The following is a 19,832-nucleotide window of genomic DNA, read 5'->3' on the forward strand; positions in this document are numbered from 1 at the left end:
GAATTTTCGTTGTCAGTCTGCCATGGTGGTTCTGCGGGCGATGTTGACGATCCGCAGCAAGCTAGAGATTTCATGTCAATCGAAGAAAAACAAAAGCCGCAACGAAACGATCGCGTGACGATCCGGACCGTGGCAACTCACGCAGGCGTATCGGTCGCAGCGGTTTCCAAGGTGATGCGAAATGCCTATGGCGTCAGTGATGCGCTGCGCGCAAGGGTGACGGATGCCATCGACGCACTCGCATATCGCCCCTCGCGGGCAGCTAGAGGGCTGCGTGGCCGGAGTTTCACCATCGGTGTGCTCCTGATCGATATCCGCAATCCTTTCCTTCCGGAGGTGATTGCCGGCGTAAACGGGGTACTGGCGCCCTCGCACTATCAGGCGATGATCGGCGTCAGCGATGCGCGCGTGCAACTGGAGACGTCGTTGATCGAGTCGATGATCGACTACAAGATGGACGGCCTTGTCCTCGTTGCGCCGCGCTTGCCTTCGGAGATCCTCGCAAAGTTCGCAGTCCAGATACCGATCGTCGCGGTCGGCTACCACGATGCCAGCGCTACGGCCTTCGATACCGTCAACGCAGATGATCAGCGCGGCGCCGAGATCGCCGTCGAAGCGCTTCTTGCCTGCGGCTATCGCGATATCGAAATGCTCAGCCTTGGCGAGCGCCAGGGGCACGCGGTCTCCGTCGTCCGCCAGCGTGAGATCGGGTTTCGCCGGGCGATGCAGCGCGGCGGGCTCGGCTCCTCGCCAGCGATCGGCAAAATTCCGATAGCCTCGCCAAAGCGGGAGGAGGCGATGCGAAAATTCCTATCGAGGAAGGACAGGCCGCGCGCCGTATTCTGCTGGAGCGATCTCGACGCGATCACCCTTCTCAGCCTGGCTATGGAGATGGGCGTGCGCGTCCCCGAAGATCTCGCCGTCATCGGATACGACAATTCGCCGACCGCAGCACTCGGCCTCGTCAATCTCGCAAGCATCGATCAGTCGGGCAGGGAACTCGGTCAGGTCGCAACCCGGGCCCTCATTTCCAGAATAGAAGGCCGCGCCAGCGCCGAGCATATTTTCCAGATACCGTCGCTGGTCAGCCGCGACAGCCTGATCCGTTCCGGCAATGGCACGGACAGATAATAGCGACGGCGCCGCCTTGTCTATGTTCGTTGCCGTCGTTTTCAGTCGGATCGAAGGGGGCTGCCGCACGACTGCCGCACGACCAGGCGACACGGCAATCTGGTGATGCCGGCAGGTACCGGTTCACCCTTGGAGAGGCTGAGGATTGCCAGGCCGGCGCGATGGCCCAGTTCCTTCAACTCCATGTCGATGGTGGTCAGCGGCGGGCGCGTTTGCCGTGCGACGACCTCCCAATTGTCGAAGCCGACCACGGCGACATCCGTGGGAATCTCCACATTAAGGTCGCGTAGCGCGTCGATGACCCCGCGGGCGATCTCGTCGCTGCCGCAGAAGATGGCGTCGGGCTTTGCGCCGGGCCGGGCAAACACCGTCTGAACTGCTTCGTGACCCCATTCCTCCGACCAGTCGCCGAACATCGCTTCGGCACCGTCGCCGCAGGCGTCGAGATAGGATTGGGCACGGATGCGAGCGGCCAGATAATCCCGCGGCCCGGTGATGTGGAGGATCCGCGATCGACCGAGCTCTTTCAGGTGATCGACGGCGAGGCGGGCGCCCTGTTCGTCATCCGGAAAGAAAGTGACGCTGTCGGCCGGTCCCTCGGCAAAGACGTAGACGACGGGTATCGGCAAGCGAGACAGCTGGACCGGCGGCGTGAGATCGAGGCGGGTCGCGGTGAATATGATGCCGTCGACCTGCCGGTCAAGAAGCGCCTCCAGATGAAGCTGGGCGAGCCTTGGATCATTGTTCGTGGCACAGAGGAAGACGGAAACGCCGTGATCGACCAGCACCTCCGATACCCCGGCCGCCATCGGCAGCGTCAGTCTGCCATAGGTGTCGTTCGTCAGCATGCCGATCGCATGGCTTCGCTTGCTTAGCAACCCACGGGCGAGTGCATTGGGCCGAAATCCGATCTCCTCCGCCACGCGCCGGACCCGCTCGCGTGTTTCGGCATTCGTCCGGCCGGTGTCGTTCAGTGCGTTCGACGCCGTCGAAATGCTGACGCCTGCAGCCTTCGCCACGTCATAAATCGTCCGTCTTCGATCGCCCGTATTCTTCAAGTGCCGCCTCGTAGTCGATTCATGATAAAAGCTTTTAGCAGAAAAAAATGTGCTGTTAAAAGGTTTTATCAAACGCGCATCAGAATTTTGCACACAGACTGTCGACACCAAAAAATTTCTGATCTAACGTCCATTTCGTCCGATGGCCTTAGGCCTGAACGAGAAAAAGGGGAACAAGCATGCTTCGACTGAAAACGACGATCACCGCTCTCGCGCTGTTGGCAAGCTCTTCTCTCGCCAGCGCCGAAGAAATCACCCTATGGGTGCGCACGTCGTCCGGCGCCGTCCTTCAGGGCCTGGCCGACAAATACAACGCCTCGCACTCCGACAAGGTCAATGTCACCCAGATCACGGCGGAGCAGATGGTGCCGAAGCTGGGCGCGGCGATTGCCGGCAGCGCGGCTCCTGATGGCGCCGTGCTCGACCTGATCTATCTCCCGACCTTTGCCGCCGCGGACGGTCTCGAGGATATCTCCGACTTCGTGAAGGGCTTACCTTATTCCGCGGCGATGAGCCCGTCTCACATCCGCCTTGCCACCTATGACGGCAAGATCTATGGCGTGCCGGCCCTGCCGGATGCCTCGATCATCGCTTATAACACCGATCTCTTCACCAAGGCCGGCCTCGACCCCAACAAGGCGCCGGCGTCGATGGAGGAGATTGCCGCCGACGCGAAGAAGATCGCCGCGCTCGGCAACGAGACCTATGGCTTCTATTTCGTGGCTAATTCGGGAAGCTGGCTGATCTACGATTTCCTGCCGCATCTCTGGGCCGCCAATGCCGATGTGCTGAGCGATGACGGCCGCAGCGCCACGGTCGATACGCCGGCGCTGCGTGAGACCATCGCAGCCTATCGCGATATGTGGAAGGCCGGTGCGATCCATCCGACCTCGCGTTCCGGCAACGGCAACAATGCCGTCGAGGCCTTCGCCTCGGGCAAGGTCGGCATCCTGATGACCGGCTCCTACATCGTCAATCTGCTGACCAGCAAATATCCCGACGTGAAATTCGCCGTCGCACCGATCCCGGGGCCGAAGGGCGGTGAATCGAGCTTTGCCGGCGGCGATACGCTTTCCCTGATCAAGGGTATCAGCGAAGAGAAGAAGAAAGTCGCGCTCGACTTCGTCAATTTCTACATGCAGCCCGAGCAGCAGGTCTACATCACCCAGGAATCGGGGATGCCGTCGCGCACCGACCTCGCAGCGGAAGCCTATGCGAAGTTCGACCAGCGCAATCTCGTCGCCTACAATATCCTCGCCAAGGCGCGCACGCCCTACACATTTTCGTCCGACGAACTCTTCGTCAGCCGCACCGGACCCTTCCTCAATCTGATTCAGGGCACGATCTTCGGTGACGATGTCGACGCAACGATCGCCAAGACGCAGGGCGACTTCACCCGTATCCTCGAACGCACCAATCCGAACTAAGCCGACGCGTTTCGGCAGGGTATCCGCGGATGCCCTGCCGTCCCTTTCACATCTCGACTTTCAAGCGGAAGGAGGAGTTGCGGTGATATCCTCGACACTTCGCAGCCGGAGGCGCGCAGTCGCGACCGGAGAACCGGAGCCAAAGGGTTGGCTTGGCCTTGCCTTCATCCTGCCGGGCTTGCTGTTCATCGTCGTGCTTTTCCTCGTGCCGCTTGTCATGACGGTCTGGATGAGTTTCTACAATTGGCCGCTTCTAGGCCGGACCAAATTCATCGGCCTGTCCAACTATGCCGAGCTGATCGGCGATACCCAGCTCTGGCATTCCCTGGGCTTCACGCTGCTCTACACGGTGCTGGTCACGGCTGCGATCTTCCTGGTGGCCTTTCCTCTGGCGCTGCTCGTCGACCGGCCGCTGCGCATCGCCGGCTTTTTCCGCACGATCTATTTCATGCCTGTTGTCATCGGCTTCGGGGCGGCCTCGACATTGTGGATGTGGCTGCTCAATCCCGATAGCGGCGTCTTTGCGCAGTTGCTGCGCGGAGCAGGCATCATCGACAGCGCCCCGAGGCCGCTCGAAAGTTTCTGGCCGGCACTCGGCGTCGTCATCCTGATGGTCGTCTGGAAGACAGCAGGCTTCACGATGATCATCCTTCTGACCGGCTTGCAGAGCATATCCAACGACGTCATCGAAGCCGCCAGGATCGACGGCGCCAGCGTCTGGAGCCGGTTTCGGCGCATCACGCTGCCCTTGATGAGGAACTCGGTCGTGCTGGCGCTCGTCCTCAACGTCACCTCGTCGATGCTGGCCTTCGACCAGTTCTTCATCATCACCCAGGGCGGCCCTGAGAACAGCACGATCTCCGCGGTGTTCTCGATCTATCTCGCCTCGTTCTCATCCTACCGTCTCGGTTATGGCTCGGCGATCTCCTTTGCCCTGCTCGTCGTCCTGGTGGCGATCAGCGCGATCCAGTTCGTCCTGCTGCGCCAGCGGCCGGAGGAGGGTTGATGGAGCGGCTCAACCATAATCTCGCAGCGAAGCCGGCGAGCGAGCGGCTCGGTTATCTCGCCTTCGTTCTGACGGCATGCGTCTTTGCCGTCTTCTTCGTGATGCCCATCGTCTGGTCCTTCGCCAATTCCTTCAAGCCCGCGGCCGCAGCACTTGCCGATCCGGCAGCACTTTTCTCGAAAGCCTTCTCGCTTGAAAATTACCGCCGCCTCGAACATGTCGGTGCAGGCTGGTACGTCTATGCCGGCAATTCGGTGCTGATCGCTGCCGGAACGGTGATCCTGACGGTGCTCGTCTCGGTGCCGGCGGGATACGGCTTTTCGAAATTCCGTTTTCCCGGTCAGTCGCTGCTCTTCGTGCTGATCATGGCGACGATGATGATCCCGTTCCAGTCGATCCTAACGCCGCTTTTCCTGATCCTGAAAGTCTTCCGGCTGCAAAACAATCTTTTCGGCCTGGTGCTGATCTACGTGACCTTCCAGCTTCCTTTTTCCGTTTTCATGATGCGCAACGCCTTCGATGCGGTGCCGAAGGCGCTGATCGAAGCGGCCCGGATAGACGGTGCGTCGCAGGCGACGATCCTGCGCCGGATCATGCTGCCGATCGCGCTTCCCGGTGTTGCCACCGTTGCGATGTTCGCCTTCCTGAATTCCTGGAACGAATTCCTCGCCGCCCTCATTTTCCTGTCCGACCAGAACAAGTTCACGCTGCCGATCATGCTGGTGAACGTTTCGTCGGGCATCTATGGCATCATCGACTGGGGTGCGCTGCAGGCCGGCATAGCCGTGACCATGGTCCCCTGCATCCTGCTTTTCCTTCTCTTGCAACGATATTACGTGCGCGGCCTGACGGCCGGCGCCGTGAAGTAACAGCGCTCGTTCCGCTCAGGAGTCCTCATGACCAGCTCACCTCGTTTTCAACCGGCACGCGCTGCGGGACGGCAGCGATACAGGCCCGCCGACCATTCCAGTGTCGTCTTCCATGGCGGTTTCTGGCAGAGCTGGACGGAGACGGTCCGCAACGTCACCATCCCGATGCAGCACAAGCGGTTGGAAGAAGAGGGCTTCCTCGAGGTGCTCGATTTTGACAAGCCGGCCGGGCCGCTGGTGCGCCCGATCCAGCCGAGCGGACTGTCGATGCAGCATTTCTTCGATTCCGATTTCGGCAAATGGATCGAGGCCGCAAGTTACACGCTGAAGGCTCACCCGAATGCGGTGCTCGAAACGAAGATCGATGCTATCGTCGAAAAGCTCGAAAAAGGGCAGATGGCGGATGGCTACCTCAACAGCTGGTTCATTCGCCGCGAGCCGGACAGGCGCTGGACCAACCTGCGCGACCTGCACGAGATGTATTCGATGGGCCACCTGCTGGAAGGGGCTGTCGCCTACTACGAGGCGACGGGAAAGCGTCGCTTCCTCGATGTAATGATCCGCGCCGTCGACCATATCATCGAAACCTTCGGCGCGGAGCCCGGAAAGCTCAGAGGTTATGACGCCCATGAGGAAATCGAGCTGGCGCTGGTCAGGCTCTATCGCGTGACGCGCGATCCGCGGCATCTGAAGCTTGCGACCTACTTCGTCGACGAACGTGGCCGGATGCCCTCATATTACGACGAGGAGGCCCGTAAGCGCGGCGAGAGCCCTGATGATTACGTCTACAAGACATATGCCTATAGCCAGGCCCATATGCCGGTGCGCGACCAGCACCAGGTCGTCGGCCATGCGGTTCGCGCCATGTACCTGTTTTCTGCGATGGCGGATCTCTCCCATGAAAACGACGACCCGACATTGAAGGAAGCCTGCGACCGGCTTTTCGACAATCTGGTCAGCCGCCAGCTCTACGTGACCGGCGGCCTTGGCCCGTCGGCATCCAATGAAGGGTTCACCCGGGAATTCGACCTGCCGAACGAGACGGCCTATGCTGAGACATGCGCAGCCGTCGCGCTCGGCTTCTGGAGCCATCGCATGGCGCAGGTCGATCTCGACAGCAAGTTCACCGACAGACTGGAAACGGTGCTCTACAACGGCGCGCTTTCCGGCATCTCGCGCGACGGCGAGCATTATTTCTATGAGAACGTCCTTGAAAGCCACGGGCAGCACCGCCGGTGGAAATGGCACTATTGCCCCTGCTGCCCGACCAACATTGCCCGTTTCATTACGTCGCTCGGCCAATATTTCTATTCGACTGATGATCATGAGCTCGCCGTCCATCTCTACGGCACCAATTCCGCCGAGCTGACAGTCGGCGACAGCTTCGTGCGCCTGATCCAGGAGACGCAATATCCCTGGGATGGCGACATCAGCCTGCGGTTCGCCGTCGAGCGGCCAAGCCGGTTTCAGCTTCGTCTTCGCATCCCCGGATGGTGCAGGCAGGCGCAGATCTCGGTCAACGGCGCTGCCGTCGATCTCGATCAATGCGTGACGAAGGGATATGCGGCAATATCAAGGGAATGGCGCAATGGTGACGAGGTCCGCATCGGCTTCTCGATGCCGGTCGAGCGCATCTACGCGCATCCTGCCGTCTCCGAAGACGGCGGACGCGTCGCGCTGCGGCGCGGGCCTGTCGTCTATTGCATCGAGGAGACGGACTTCGGCGGCGAGCCGCAGCGGCTCCGCCTGCCGGCATCTGAGGAAATTTCTGCCCGTTACGATGCCGCGCTTCTCGGCGGAGCGACCGTCCTCGAAGGCACTGCGCTCGAAACCGATATATCCGATTGGCAGAATGCGCTCTATCGCACCGCGCGCCCCTCGCTGAAGGAGCGGCCTTTCACGGCGATCCCCTATCACCTCTGGGCCAATCGCGAGCCCGGAGCGATGGCGATCTGGTTGCAGGAGATCTAGGAGAAAACCATGGCACGGCTGGAACTCAAGAGCATCGTCAAATCCTATGGCATCTACGAGGCCGTGCGCGGCATCAGCCTTGACATCGAAGACAATGAATTCGTCGTTTTCGTAGGCCCGTCAGGATGCGGAAAATCGACGACATTGCGCATGATCGCCGGTCTCGAACACATTACCGGCGGTGAGATCGTGATCGGCGACCAGGTCGTCAACCGGCTTGGCCCGGGCAAACGCGATATCGCCATGGTCTTTCAGAACTACGCGCTCTATCCGCACATGACGGTGCGGGAGAATATTTCGTTCTGCCTGGAGCAGCAGAAGCTCGCCAAGAGCGAGATTGACGCCCGTATCATCAGGGCAGCCGAAACCTTACATATCAGCGAGCTGCTCGGCCGGCGTCCGGGCCAGCTTTCGGGCGGTCAGCGCCAGCGCGTCGCGATGGGGCGCGCCATTGTGCGAAACCCGAAAGTCTTTCTCTTCGACGAGCCGTTGTCCAACCTCGATGCCAAGCTTCGCGTGCAGATGCGCACGGAGATCAAGCGGCTGCACCAGCTGTTGCCGACGACGACCGTCTACGTCACGCACGACCAAGTCGAGGCGATGACCATGGCGGATCGTGTCGTGGTGATGAATGGTGGCATCATCGAACAGGCGGGACCGCCGCAGGCGCTCTATCATCGGCCGGTCAGCCAGTTCGTCGCCGGATTCATCGGCTCACCGTCGATGAACTTCCTGTCCGCGACGCTGCTATCAGGAGACAAGGGTCTCGTCGTCAAACTAACTGACGGTAGCGAGCTTCCAGTGCCGGAGGCGCGCGCCGGCGACTATGCCAGCCATGCCGGCAAATCAGTCGTGTTCGGGATCAGGCCGGAATCGATCACCGACCGCCAGGCCCGTCCTGGTTATGCCGACATCGAAGCGAAGATCGATCTGGTGGAACCACTCGGGCCGGAGACCATGGTTTATTTCGGCATCGGCGAGGCAAGCCTTTGCGCCTGCATCGATCCCGAGAGCGGACCCAGGCCGATGTCGACGATGCCGCTCTCGTTCAACATGAACCAGATGCATCTGTTCGATCCGGCGAGCGGCCGGTCGCTGGCGCTCGCCTGAAGAGCAAACACGGAAAGGCCGGCAACCGCGGGGTCGCCGGCCTCGTTTTATCAGGCGGCCTGGCGGATCTTCGAGGGACGCGTGGCGGCGGCCTTTTCGACCATCGCGGTGACCTCGGCGCGGCGGGCGCCCGAAAGCGGCAGGCGCGGCATGCGAACGCGCTCGGAGCCGCGGCCCATGATCTGCTCGGCAAGCTTGATCGACTGCACGAGGTCGTGTTCGGCATCGAGGTGCAGAAGCGGCATGAACCAGCGATAGATCTTGCGGGCCTCTTCCCAGTCGCCGCGTTCGGCGGCGGCAACGAGCTGCACGGATTCCTCCGGGAAGGCGCTGGTCAAGCCCGAGACCCAGCCCTTGGCACCGAGCATCAGGCCTTCGAGCGCGACGTCGTCGAGACCGGCGAAGATATCGAAACGATCGCCGAATTCATTGATGAGATCGGTGAAGCGGCGTGGATCCGGCGCACTTTCCTTGACCGCCTTGATGTTCGGCACGTCGGCAAGCACCTTCAGCACGTCGGCGCCGATGTTGACGCGGTAGGCCGGCGGATTGTTGTAGAGCATGATCGGTAGCGAGGTCGCTTCGGCGACGGTGCGGAAATGCGCGATCAGCTCTTCGGGCTTCGGTACATAAACCATGGCCGGCAGCAGCATCAGGCCGTCGGCGCCGAGCTTTTCGGCGTCGCGAGCATAGGCGACGGCACGGCGCGTGTCGAATTCGGACACGCCCGTCACCACCGGAACGCGGCCGTTAACGACCTCGACGGCAGCTTTCAAGATCGTGCGCTTCTCCTCGGGGTCCAGCGAATTGTTCTCGCCGCATGTGCCCATGACGATCAGTCCGTTGACGCCATCGTTTACAAGCGCGTCCTGGACGCGCTGGGTCGAGGGCAAATCAACGGAAAGATCATCGTTGAACTGTGTCGTTACGGCGGGAAATACGCCCTTCCATCCTGTGGTCATTGATCGAGCCTCGTTGAAACTGGTTGCCTTATATACAAACTGTCGACAAGATTCAATGATGTGAGTTTACAAATTTGAGGCCCCCGAAGACCGACATTTGCGAGAATCGGCCGAAACGAAATACAAGGCTCTAACGAAAGAGGGTGGACGAATGCGGAACGACGCGGAAAATGTGCGGGTGCGCGGCTCTGGCACGCAGAGCGTCTATGTGACGCTCAGGCAGGAAATCCTGTCGATGGCGCTGGAACCCGGCAGTCCGCTCGACGAAGTGCGGCTGTCGGAGCGTTTCCGGATGTCGCGGACTCCCATTCGAGAGGCGCTGTTGCGGCTCGCCGCCGACGGGCTGGTCACGACGCTGCCGAACAGGAATACGATCGTCGCGACCATCGATTTCGCAAGCCTGCCCACCTATTTCGAAGCGCTGACGCTGATGTACCGGGTGACGACCCGCGGCGCGGCGCAACGGCGCAACGGCGAGATCATGAAGACCGTCCGCCGGCATCAGAAGGACTTCGCCGATGCCGTTGCCGCGCGCGATGCTTATGCGATGATCGAGGCGAACCGCGAATTTCACGTCGCGATCGCCGAACTTGCGGGCAATTCCTATTACACGGCCTTCTTCGCCAGGCTGCTCGACGAGGGCCGCCGGATCCTGCGCCTTTACTACTCGACATTCGACGACCGTCTGCCGCGCCAGTATGTCGACGAACACGAGGAGATCATCACCGCGATCGAGGCCGGTGACGTCGAGCGGGCCGACCGCCTGGCGATCGCCCACGCCGGGCAGATCGTTCGCCAGATCCAGGAATATATCGCCCGCGATCTGGACCGGCCGGTGGCGATCAGCATGTCCTGATGCGACGAGAGCAATGAACCATTCGAGCCTCAGGAGGCGAGGGGGCCGCCCTGCTCCCTGACCAAGGTCATCAGCCTGCGCAGGACAGCCGCTGATTGGCGAACACCGTCGTGCTCGAATTCGTTGGTCACCCATGCCTGCAGGTTGGCGACGTGGCGCGCTGTTTCGAGCGAAAGCCCGGCATCGACATACATATCGTCATGATAGATGACGGCGGCGACCGGCACCTCGTTTGCGGCGAGACGTGCCGGGGCATAGAGCGGCACGTAGCGCTCATGCGTGGCCAATACCTCGACACCCGCCCTGAAGGCCCTGAGCGAGCGAATTTCCTCGAACATCCAGGGATACATCATCTCCCCCGTCAACAGCAGCGGCCGCCGGTCGCCGGCAAAGGCCGGATGCTCGGCGCGGATGCGTTCGGCCGCCCAGGCAGTCGGCGTCCCGGCCTGGCCATAGATGCTTTCCTGCAGAACGGCGAAGAGCGGATTGTCGTCATAGGAGGTCAGCGACATCACCGACGCGAGGAAGCGATCGGAGAGACGGTCTTCATTGGGACCGGAGAAAGCCTCGTCAACCAACCAATGGATGTTCTCGTAACCCGGCGCCATGCCGAAATCGATGCCGATAGTCTGAAAGCGGCGAACGGAGAGGCGATCGCCATCGGGCAACCGCACCTCATTGGTATCGATATAGTCGGCGATCCGGCCGATGCGCTCGGCATCCCCGGGGTAGCGGCGGTAATAGGCGGCGTTCTTTTCGGTGACGCGCGGGTAGGTGCGCCGATAGACATCATCGGCCGTCGCCCCAAGGCCGGCAAGGCCGCCGGTGACATAACAGGCGGAAAGTCCCTCCGGCGCCTTCGAGAGATAAGTGAGTGTCAGGAAGCCGCCATAGCTCTGGCCAAGCGTTTGCCAGCGCCCGCCGCCGAAGACGGTTTTCCGCAGATGTTCGCAATCGGCAACGATGCTGTCGGCACGAAAGAGGCTGAGATAGTCGGCTGCGGCCCGGCCGTCCGCAAAACGCGCCATCGTCGCACTTTCGATCCGGCTGCTGCGCCCGGTGCCGCGCTGGTCGATCAGGATAACGCGGTGCGTCTTCAGGGCTTCGGCAAGCCAAGGCGGCCCGCCGTTGCTCGGCCGCGGCGATTTTCCGCCAGGACCGCCTTGAAGGAAAGCTAGCAACGGCAGTGTTTCGCGACGGCGGGCGGGATCGCACACTTCACGTGCAAAAATCCGGATCGACTCCCCCTCCGGCTTCGACCAATCCAGGGGAGCGTCGACCATATGATCGCGTATCAGCATGCCCGGTATGGTGTATTCGACCGCCATCGCTATCTCCTCATTTTTCATGTCGACATATTGCCTACAGCGGCATTAGTGTCGGTTCAAGATCCCCGCTGCAAGGCGAGGGGTTCATCGATCTGGAAGCGCAGGAAAAGCAGGAAAACAACATGTCATGGCAGCACCCCGTACCCCGCATCACTGAGGACGAACGGCAGACACGCCTCGCCAGGCTTCGCAAAATGATCGAAGCCGAAGGATTGGCTGCCGTGCTTCTTGGGCCGACCGAAAGCCTGCATTACTTCACGGGGCTGGTCTGGCATCCGAGCGAGAGGTTCCTCGGCGCGCTCGTCACGCCTGCGACCATTTCCTACATCGTTCCAGGGTTCGAGCGCAGCCGTGTCGAAACGCTGCCGCATCTGCCGGGGGAAATCCTGGTCTGGGAAGAGGAGGAGAGCAGCGCCGCTCTCATCGCCCGCCTTGTTGCCCAGGGCGGCAGACTTGCCCTTGACGATGGTTTGCCGCTTTTCTTCTATCATGCATTGGCAGCGGAGATGGGCGCGGCGAGGCTTGCCGATGGCGGGCGGCTGATCCGCGACCTGCGTTGCATCAAATCGGCCGCGGAGATTGCCCTCATTCAGTATGCGATGGACCTGACGCTTAACGTCCACAGGCAAGTGCATGGGCTTTTGAAGCCGGGCATCAAATCATCCGAGGTGGTCGATTTCATCGACCGGCAGCATCGCCAGGCCGGCGCCGATGCCGGCTCGACATTCTGCATCGTCTCCTTCGGCGCGGCGACCTCGCTTCCGCATGGCGCCGACGGCGATCAGGTCCTTGGTCGCGACGACGTCATTCTCATCGATACCGGCTGCCGGATCGACGGTTATCATTCCGATATCACCAGGACCTATATGCTGGAGGGCGGCGAAAGCGCGTTCGAACGGGCCTGGTGGATCGAGCGCGAGGCGCAACAGGCCGTCTTCGACGCAGCCCGGATCGGCGCCGCCTGCTCGAGCCTCGACGATGCGGCCCGAAAGGTGCTTGCCAAACACTCCCTCGGCCCCGACTATCGCTTGCCAGGTTTGCCGCATCGCGCCGGTCATGGCCTCGGGCTCGAGATTCATGAGGAACCTTACATCGTTCGCAGCAACGACGCGCCGCTTGCCGCCGGCATGTGTTTTTCCAACGAACCGATGATCGTCTTCCCCGGGAAATTCGGGATCCGGCTGGAAGACCATATGTACATGACCGCCGAGGGACCGTGCTGGCTGACCAATCCGGCGGCGGGACCGACCGAGCCTTTCTCCTGAGCGGTCACCATCTCCTGCCCGATCAGGCCGCGCCGGTTTTCAAGTGGCTGTCAGGCTGGACGAGCATGAGGAGATCATCGCCGCGATCAAGGCTGGCGACGCCGAGCAGGCCCACCGGCTGACGATCGCTCACGCCGCGCAGATCGTCCGACAGAACCAGGACTATATTGCCCGCGATCTCGGCCGGCCGCTGGCGATCAGCATAGCCTGAAGCGACTGGATTGAAGAGGCGGAGGCTGCCCCGGCCCGCACATTGGCGAGGGGTGCCGGAAATTCGATCCGTCAAGTATTACTTCACAAACGTTACTTGCTTTCTGGCGTGGTAAAAGGTTGACTATGGTTAACCCCATAGTCTCGAGGATAGGATGATGGATTTGTTCAGAAGGGAGGGGGATGACCACGCTCAACTGAAGAAAATGACACTGAATGGCAGATATAGAAATATAGCGGCGATGCTTTCGATAGCAGTGGTTGCCCTGTCTATATTCTTGATATCGATTGGCGCTTTAATTGAGTTTTTTCAACCTGCGTTTTTGTCAAACGTCATTCTCGATGACGTCCCTTTGCACTACATCGCCTGGTTCATGATTACCTTCGGGATCACGATCGCCGTCATCAACGTGATTTTGGCGGCAAGGCGGGAGATCGAGCAAGAGACGGCCGAAAGCATGCTTCCGTCGGACGCAGCCGAGATCAAAAGGCAGGCTTTGCGTGACCTTCGAACACATCGAAACGGCTATGCGCGCTCCTCCAAGGTCAATCAATATCTCTGGAATTTTCTCACATTGGGGATCATCGTTTTGAGCGGTCTCGCATCGTTGTTTTCCGCCTATGGCCCGGTTGTCCCCAATTGGCTGCCAATGACAGCTTCCGCGCTCGTGGCACTTTTCGGCGTGATAATGGTTCAATTTCGCGTCAGGGATGTCTGGCAATTGAGAGAGCAGGGAAGGATTGAAGCGGAGGTGCTCGTCGCCGATGCTCACCTCATCGAGACAACAGACAATCTTGCAACGCTCAAACAGGCAGCCGCCCTCAGAAAGCGCGCCCATGCGCTCGAGATGAAACAGCTCAACCAGCTCTTCGTGGAAACCACCGAAGCCAATCCGTAAGCCACTGTCGGCATATGGCGGGGTTTATCAGAGCGGGCATATGCCCCGCCCGCTCAGGCAATCTATCTCAGCTGCGCAATCATCCGCCGCCCTTTAATCCTGAATGCCGGAGGTGCTCCCCGCCTTGAGCTTAACTTCGATGACCGGGACGACGATCTGAGGTCGGCGCACCGGCAGGACGAATGTCATTTGATCATCACCGACGGGGAACTGGGTGTTCGCCCACAAGGTATTGGCGGACGGGCGCAGCCAGGTGACCTCGCTGCCATCATGCAGGAATTGCGCATATTCGACTTTCCCCGCCAGCGCATCGAAATGCAGATGGCGATAGGGCCAGTTGAAGAGGTGGATATAGAGACGATCGCCATTCTGGGTCAGGCGGCAGTCGGCCGGAGCGGTGAAGTCGGACTGGGTGCAGCCGACGATGCTGCGCTCGTGCAGTGCCATCCACTCCTCATAAGCGGCAAGGGCTGCAATCGCGCGGTGGTCGAGTGTGCCGCGCGCCGTCGGCCCGACATTCATCAGCAGATTACCACCCATGGCAACGGTGCCGACAAGCATCTGGACCAGTTGTTCTGTGCTTTTCCAGGTGTCCTCGTCGCGGTGATAGCCCCAGGAACCGCTGAGCGTGTGGCACGCTTCCCAGACGACGCGCCTGCCATCGCGGAGTGGCCGGGCGCGCGGCATATATTGCTCCGGCGTGACGATATCGGGCTGCAAGCCGGCGAGATCGAGCCGGTTGTTGATGATGATGTCGGGGGCGAGTTCGCGCACCAGGCGCACGAGTTTCTCGCTTTCCCAATCCTGATGGCCCTTTCCGACCAGTTCTCCGAGCTTCCATTGCGGATAGCTGAAGTCGAACCACATGATGTCGATCTGGCCGAAGTCCGTCAGCAGTTCGCGGACCTGCTCGCGCATGAAGGCGGCATAGCGCTGCACGTCCCGGCCTTCATTGATTTTCAGCGCATCTGGATGATTGCGCTGCGGATGGCGTGGATCGACCGTGAAGTCCGGATGATGCCAGTCGATCAGCGAATAGTAGAACCCGATCCTCAGGCCCTCCGCACGGAAGGCGTCGACGAATGGACCCACCAGATCCCGCCCATAAGGCGTGTTGGTCACCTTGAAGTCGGTCGCCTTGGTATCCCAGAGGCAGAAGCCTTCATGGTGCTTGGTCGTCAGCACGACATATTTCATGCCCGCAGCTTTCGCGCGTCTGGCCCATTCTCGCGGGTCGTAGAGATCGGGATCGAAATGATCGAAATATTTCTGGTAGTCGGCGTCGTTCAGCTCTTCGCGACTCTTGACCCATTCATGGCGTGCCGGCAGCGCATAAAGCCCCCAGTGCACGAACATGCCGAACCGGTCGTGAACGAACCAGGCCTTCTTCTCCTCAGGCAGGGCCAGCGACTGCAGATTGTTGATATCCATCGGATATTCCTCCTGTTCCAAACTTTAAGAGTTGGAGCATGATGTCGTCCGAAAACCGCTCACACTTTTCGGCATCATGCTCCGGGGCGTTCAGGTCGTTTCGCGGATGATGAGCTCCGGCACGATGACGATGCCGTGCTGGCGGTTTCTGGTGGCGATGCGGCTGAGCAGCAGGCGCACGGCTTCCTCCCCCATTTCGCGTTTTTGCACCCGCAGGGTGGTGAGCGCCGGGGACAGCAGTTCGGCAGTCGGAATATCGTCGAAACCGATCAAGGCGATTTGCCCGGGGATAGAAATGCCGGCGGCCCTGCAGGCCTTCATGGCGCCGATCGCATTGAGATCGTTGTAGCAGACAAGGGCATCGATGCCGGGCGTCTCCGCCAGCAATTGCGCGGCCGCTGTTTGCCCGCCTGCCGCGGTCGGATCGCAATAAACGATGCCTTGCGCTTTGAGCCCGTGGGCGGCCAGCGTCTTGCGAAAGCCGACAAGACGGCTCTTGCCGCCAAACGAACTGCGCGGCCCGGCGATGATCGCTATCTTGCGGCGCCCGCGCTCGACCAGATGGTCGATGGCACGCGACGCGCCCGTCTCGTAGTCGGTGACGATCGTCCCCGCGACCTCGTTGGGCGCCTCGCGGTTGATGAGCACCACGGCACGGTGTGGCGCAAGCGCCTTGTGAAGCGCAGCGTCGGGCAGTCGCGGGCTGCAGACGATGATCCCGTCGACCCGATGCCGCAGCAGCGTTTCGATGAGTTCTTCCTCCCGCTTGCTGTTCTCGACGACATTGGACAGAAGCAGGTTGTAGCCGGCAGCGCTCGCGGCATCCTCGGCTCCCCTGATGACTTCTGGAAAGAACGGATTGGTGATGTCGGGAACGAGAAGGCCGATGGCCTTCGATCGATCGGACCGCAATCCGCGCGCAAAGGGATTGGGCCGGTAGTTGAGTTCGCTCGCCGCTAAGATAATCCGCTGACTGGTCTCCGCACTGGCTCCGCCCCGATCATTGAGCACGCGCGATACCGTCATCGGCGACACCCCTGCGGCGCGGGCGACATCGGCGATGGTTATTTTGGATTCTGGCTCTTTGGAGCGGCTCAATTGGATCGTCTCATTAAAATTTGCGGGAATTTACGATAACGATAACTAACACAATTTCCGGGGAAGCCAAGGCTGCTATGGGTAAAGATGAGGCGCCAAGAATCTTTTTGACAAGATTGAACGGTAACGATAACGTTCACAAAAGAGGAGAATACGTTAACGATAACCTAGAGCGGAACATTGGGAGGAAAGAATGCAACACGTCAGAATCTTAAGACGGCAGGTTGTCTCGACCGTTGCCGCGGCGATCCTCATGGGTGCCGGCTGGGCCGGTGCCGCATTCGGCTTTGAGGAGTCGCCGGAACTGAAGGCGCTGGTCGATGCCGGCAAGCTGCCGCCGGTCGAAAAGCGGCTGCCCAAGGAGCCGCTGGTACTCACGCCGCTTGAATCGGTTGGTACCTATGGCGGCACCTGGCGCACGGCCACCTTTGGCGGTGGCGACAGCGAGATCGAACGTTCAATCGGCTATACGAGACTGGTCCGCTGGAATCCGGAATGGACCGAAGTGATCCCCGATCTCGCCAAGAGCGTCGAGGTCAATGCCAATGCCACCGAATATACCTTCACCTTGCGTGAAGGCACACGCTGGTCGGACGGCGAGCCCTTTACCGCGGACGATCTGGTGTGGTGGAACGAGAACGTGCTGCGCAACACCAAGATCACGCCTGCAGCACCCGACTGGCTGACCGCAGGCGGAGAGACCGTCAAGGTCGAAAAGCTCGCCGCCGACAAGGTCGTCTTCAAATTTGCCGCGCCGAACGGCCTGTTCCTGATGAATATGGCGACCGTTCGCGGCTCCGATATTCTGGCAGCCGCACCGGCCCATTACCTCAAGCAATTCCACAAGGATTTCAATCCCGACGGCGTCGATGCCCTGGTGAAGGCAGCCGGTGCAACCGACTGGGTCCAGCTCTTCAACAACAAGATCGGGTTTCCCGGCCGCTGGCGCGATCTCGGCCGTCCAACGCTCGATGCCTGGGTGTTGACCGCGCCCTATAACGGCACCACCCAGGTCGTTGGAGAACGCAATCCATACTATGCCAAGGTGGATACCGCAGGAAACCAGCTGCCTTACTTCGATCGGATCACCATCGATGTGATGCAGGATACGCAGGCCATCATCCTGAAGGCGATCAGCGGCGAAATCGACATGCAGAACCGCTTCATCGAGACGACGGACGCCCGTACGGTGATCGTGCAGAACCAGGAGAAAGGAGGCTACGGCCTGTTCATTGCCCGGCCGGCGTGGTCGAACGCCCTGCTGATCACCCTCAATCAGACCCACAAGAATCCGGCCTTGCGTGCTGTCTTTTCCAACAAGGATTTCCGCATCGGCCTCAGCTACGCCATCAACCGCGAAGAGCTCAACCAGCTGATCTATGCCGGACAGGCCAAGCCTTATCAGGCGGCACCGCGTGAAGGCACCGCGCTCTATGACGAGAAGATGGCGACGCAGTATCTGGAATATAATGTCGATCTCGCCAATCAGTATCTCGACAAGGCCGGCCTTACCAAACATGACGCCGAAGGCTATCGCCTCGGTCAGGACGGCAAGCGGATCACCTTCGCGATCGACGCCTTGACCGGAAGCCCGATCCAGGTGGATGCCCTCGAGATGATCCAGCGCTACTGGCGGGCTGTCGGCATCGACATGCAGCCCCGCCCGGCCGAACGTTCGCTGATCTTCTCCCGCCTGCAGAACAACGAGAATGACGGCCTTGGATGGGTCGGCGGCGGTGGCTACGACTTCCTCGGCCTGCTGGATCCCAAATGGTATTTCCCGCACGAATACGAGTCGAGCTTCGCGACGGCCTGGGGCCTCTATTACCAGAACCCCAAGGATCCGAACGCGCAAGAACCGAGCCCCGCTGCCAAGAAGCAGATGGATCTCTACCGGCAGGTGCAGGAAGCGCCGACGCTCGAAAAGCAGTTGGCCGAGATGAAGGAACTGCTGGCGATCACCCGTGACGAATTCTACGTCATCGGCACCAACCTGGAGCCGGATCGCGTCGGCATCGTCAAGACCAATATGCGCAATGTCCCGAAGGTCATTCCCAGCACATCGTTCTACATGACGCCGGGACCGGCAAAGCCCGAGACCTTCTACTACCAGCAATAACGGAACGCGACCTACAGGGCTGGCGTCTACGGGCGCCACCCCATCAACACCAGCCCAGTCCCAATCATCCGATCGGCGATCGCCGATTGAAGGAGCTTGACCATGGCCGGCTTCATCATCAGACGTCTGCTTTACATGATCCCGATGATGTTCGCGATATCAGTCGTGACCTTCATCATCATCCAGCTGCCGCCCGGCGACTTCCTGACCGCGATGACGGCGCGTCTGGCCTCCCAGAACGAAACGATCGATCCCGGCGTCATCGCCGGCCTGCGTGAACGTTACGGCCTCGATCAGCCCTGGGCGGTCCAATACTGGAAATGGATCAGCGGCATCCTGCTGCGCGGCGATTTCGGCCAGTCCCTCGATTGGAACAAGCCGGTCAGCGAGCTGATCTGGGGCCGCATGGGCCTGACGATGGTGGTCTCGGTCACCACACTGTTCTTCGTCTGGGCGGTGGCCTTTCCGATCGGCATCTATTCGGCCGTGCGGCAATATTCGGTGGGAGATTACGTCGCCACCTTCTTCGGCTTCCTCGGCCTTGCCATCCCGAACTTCCTGCTGGCGCTGGTGCTGATGTATGTTTCGGCTCAATATTTCGGCCAAAGTACCGGCGGGCTGTTTTCGCCCGCCTATATAAATGCGGTCTGGAGCTGGGCCAAGCTCGGCGATCTCATGTCGCATATGTGGATCCCGGTCGTCGTTCTCGGCACCGGCGCGACGGCAGCGCTGATCCGTATCATGCGCGCCAACCTGCTCGACGAGCTCAACAAGCCCTATGTCGACATGGCCCGCGCCCGGGGCTTGAGTGAAATCCGGCTGCTGTTGAAATATCCGGTGCGGGTGGCGCTCAACCCCTTTGTCTCGACCGTCGGCTGGGTGCTGCCGCACCTCGTCTCCGGCTCGGTGGTGGTCTCCATCGTTCTCAGCCTGCCGATCACCGGGCCACTGCTGCTCAACGCCCTCTTTGCCCAGGACATGTATCTGGCCGGCACGTTCATCCTGCTGATGAGCATGCTGACGCTGATCGGCACACTGATTTCGGACCTGCTGCTCGCCTGGCTCGATCCACGCATTCGCAACGGCTGAAGG

Annotated in this window: 16 protein-coding genes and 1 pseudogene; 12 read left to right on the forward strand and 5 right to left on the reverse strand. The window is 60.5% G+C overall.

What is annotated here, in order from left to right; translation table 11 throughout:
- Positions 1–72: 72 nt before the first annotated feature.
- Complete coding sequence (locus FFM53_RS35240) at positions 73–1,131, forward strand: LacI family DNA-binding transcriptional regulator (protein WP_138390239.1); 1,059 nt, start codon at positions 73–75, stop codon at positions 1,129–1,131.
- Positions 1,132–1,172: 41 nt separating this feature from the next.
- On the opposite strand, the gene FFM53_RS35245 is transcribed toward FFM53_RS35240, so the two are convergent.
- Positions 1,173–2,189 (reverse strand): LacI family DNA-binding transcriptional regulator, encoded by a 1,017-nt coding sequence (locus tag FFM53_RS35245; protein WP_138390241.1) that lies wholly within the window; start codon positions 2,187–2,189, stop codon positions 1,173–1,175.
- Positions 2,190–2,368: 179 nt separating this feature from the next.
- On the opposite strand from FFM53_RS35245, the gene FFM53_RS35250 reads away from it, so the two are divergent.
- The 5 genes from FFM53_RS35250 to FFM53_RS35270 all read left to right on the forward strand — a co-directional run bounded on the left by FFM53_RS35250 (position 2,369) and on the right by FFM53_RS35270 (position 8,572).
- Complete coding sequence (locus FFM53_RS35250) at positions 2,369–3,616, forward strand: ABC transporter substrate-binding protein (protein ID WP_138390243.1); 1,248 nt, start codon at positions 2,369–2,371, stop codon at positions 3,614–3,616.
- An 82-nt stretch (positions 3,617–3,698) separates the two neighbouring features.
- Positions 3,699–4,622 carry a carbohydrate ABC transporter permease gene (locus FFM53_RS35255; RefSeq protein ID WP_064654374.1) on the forward strand — a complete coding sequence of 308 codons (924 nt, stop codon included), beginning with the start codon at positions 3,699–3,701 and terminating at the stop codon, positions 4,620–4,622.
- A complete protein-coding gene (locus FFM53_RS35260) occupies positions 4,622–5,491 on the forward strand; it encodes a carbohydrate ABC transporter permease (RefSeq protein ID WP_131665702.1) in 870 nt (289 codons plus the stop codon). The genes FFM53_RS35255 and FFM53_RS35260 overlap by 1 nt, the downstream gene beginning before the upstream one ends.
- Before the next feature lie 27 nt (positions 5,492–5,518).
- Positions 5,519–7,462: a glycoside hydrolase family 127 protein gene (locus FFM53_RS35265; protein WP_138390245.1), complete on the forward strand. Its 1,944-nt coding sequence runs from the start codon at positions 5,519–5,521 to the stop codon at positions 7,460–7,462.
- 9 nt (positions 7,463–7,471) lie between these two features.
- Positions 7,472–8,572 (forward strand): ABC transporter ATP-binding protein, encoded by a 1,101-nt coding sequence (locus FFM53_RS35270; RefSeq protein WP_138390247.1) that lies wholly within the window; start codon positions 7,472–7,474, stop codon positions 8,570–8,572.
- 50 nt (positions 8,573–8,622) lie between these two features.
- On the opposite strand, the gene FFM53_RS35275 is transcribed toward FFM53_RS35270, so the two are convergent.
- Positions 8,623–9,534, reverse strand: a complete 912-nt coding sequence (locus tag FFM53_RS35275; RefSeq protein WP_003538660.1) for a dihydrodipicolinate synthase family protein — start codon at positions 9,532–9,534, stop codon at positions 8,623–8,625.
- 151 nt (positions 9,535–9,685) lie between these two features.
- Here FFM53_RS35275 and FFM53_RS35280 point away from each other — a divergent pair, with 151 nt between their 5' ends.
- A complete protein-coding gene (locus FFM53_RS35280; protein WP_138390249.1) occupies positions 9,686–10,390 on the forward strand; it encodes a GntR family transcriptional regulator in 705 nt (234 codons plus the stop codon).
- 29 nt (positions 10,391–10,419) lie between these two features.
- Here the strand turns inward: FFM53_RS35280 and FFM53_RS35285 are convergent, their stop codons facing one another.
- Positions 10,420–11,718, reverse strand: a complete 1,299-nt coding sequence (locus FFM53_RS35285; protein WP_138390251.1) for an alpha/beta fold hydrolase — start codon at positions 11,716–11,718, stop codon at positions 10,420–10,422.
- A 122-nt stretch (positions 11,719–11,840) separates the two neighbouring features.
- On the opposite strand from FFM53_RS35285, the gene FFM53_RS35290 reads away from it, so the two are divergent.
- The 3 genes and pseudogenes from FFM53_RS35290 (at position 11,841) to FFM53_RS35300 (ending at position 14,092) form a co-directional block, all read left to right on the forward strand.
- A complete protein-coding gene (locus FFM53_RS35290) occupies positions 11,841–12,983 on the forward strand; it encodes a M24 family metallopeptidase (RefSeq protein WP_138390253.1) in 1,143 nt (380 codons plus the stop codon).
- A 55-nt stretch (positions 12,984–13,038) separates the two neighbouring features.
- Positions 13,039–13,194 (forward strand): annotated as a pseudogene (locus FFM53_RS36980) (hypothetical protein); the annotation flags it as partial.
- Positions 13,195–13,351: 157 nt separating this feature from the next.
- Positions 13,352–14,092: a DUF4231 domain-containing protein gene (locus FFM53_RS35300; RefSeq protein ID WP_171599983.1), complete on the forward strand. Its 741-nt coding sequence runs from the start codon at positions 13,352–13,354 to the stop codon at positions 14,090–14,092.
- A gap of 93 nt (positions 14,093–14,185) precedes the next feature.
- Here FFM53_RS35300 and FFM53_RS35305 read toward each other — a convergent pair whose 3' ends face one another.
- Together FFM53_RS35305 and FFM53_RS35310 are read right to left on the reverse strand one after the other, a co-directional pair.
- A complete protein-coding gene (locus tag FFM53_RS35305) occupies positions 14,186–15,523 on the reverse strand; it encodes an alpha-L-fucosidase (RefSeq protein WP_138390259.1) in 1,338 nt (445 codons plus the stop codon).
- Between the two features lie 90 nt (positions 15,524–15,613).
- Positions 15,614–16,621: a LacI family DNA-binding transcriptional regulator gene (locus tag FFM53_RS35310; protein WP_138390261.1), complete on the reverse strand. Its 1,008-nt coding sequence runs from the start codon at positions 16,619–16,621 to the stop codon at positions 15,614–15,616.
- Positions 16,622–16,814: 193 nt separating this feature from the next.
- Here FFM53_RS35310 and FFM53_RS35315 point away from each other — a divergent pair, with 193 nt between their 5' ends.
- Together FFM53_RS35315 and FFM53_RS35320 are read left to right on the forward strand one after the other, a co-directional pair.
- Positions 16,815–18,740, forward strand: coding sequence for an ABC transporter substrate-binding protein (locus FFM53_RS35315; protein WP_138390263.1), 1,926 nt, complete (start codon positions 16,815–16,817; stop codon positions 18,738–18,740).
- Between the two features lie 102 nt (positions 18,741–18,842).
- Positions 18,843–19,829: an ABC transporter permease gene (locus FFM53_RS35320; RefSeq protein ID WP_138390265.1), complete on the forward strand. Its 987-nt coding sequence runs from the start codon at positions 18,843–18,845 to the stop codon at positions 19,827–19,829.
- The last annotated feature ends 3 nt before the right edge of the window (positions 19,830–19,832 follow it).

Origin of the sequence: Rhizobium indicum, assembly GCF_005862305.2 — a bacterium.
GTDB lineage: Bacteria > Pseudomonadota > Alphaproteobacteria > Rhizobiales > Rhizobiaceae > Rhizobium > Rhizobium indicum.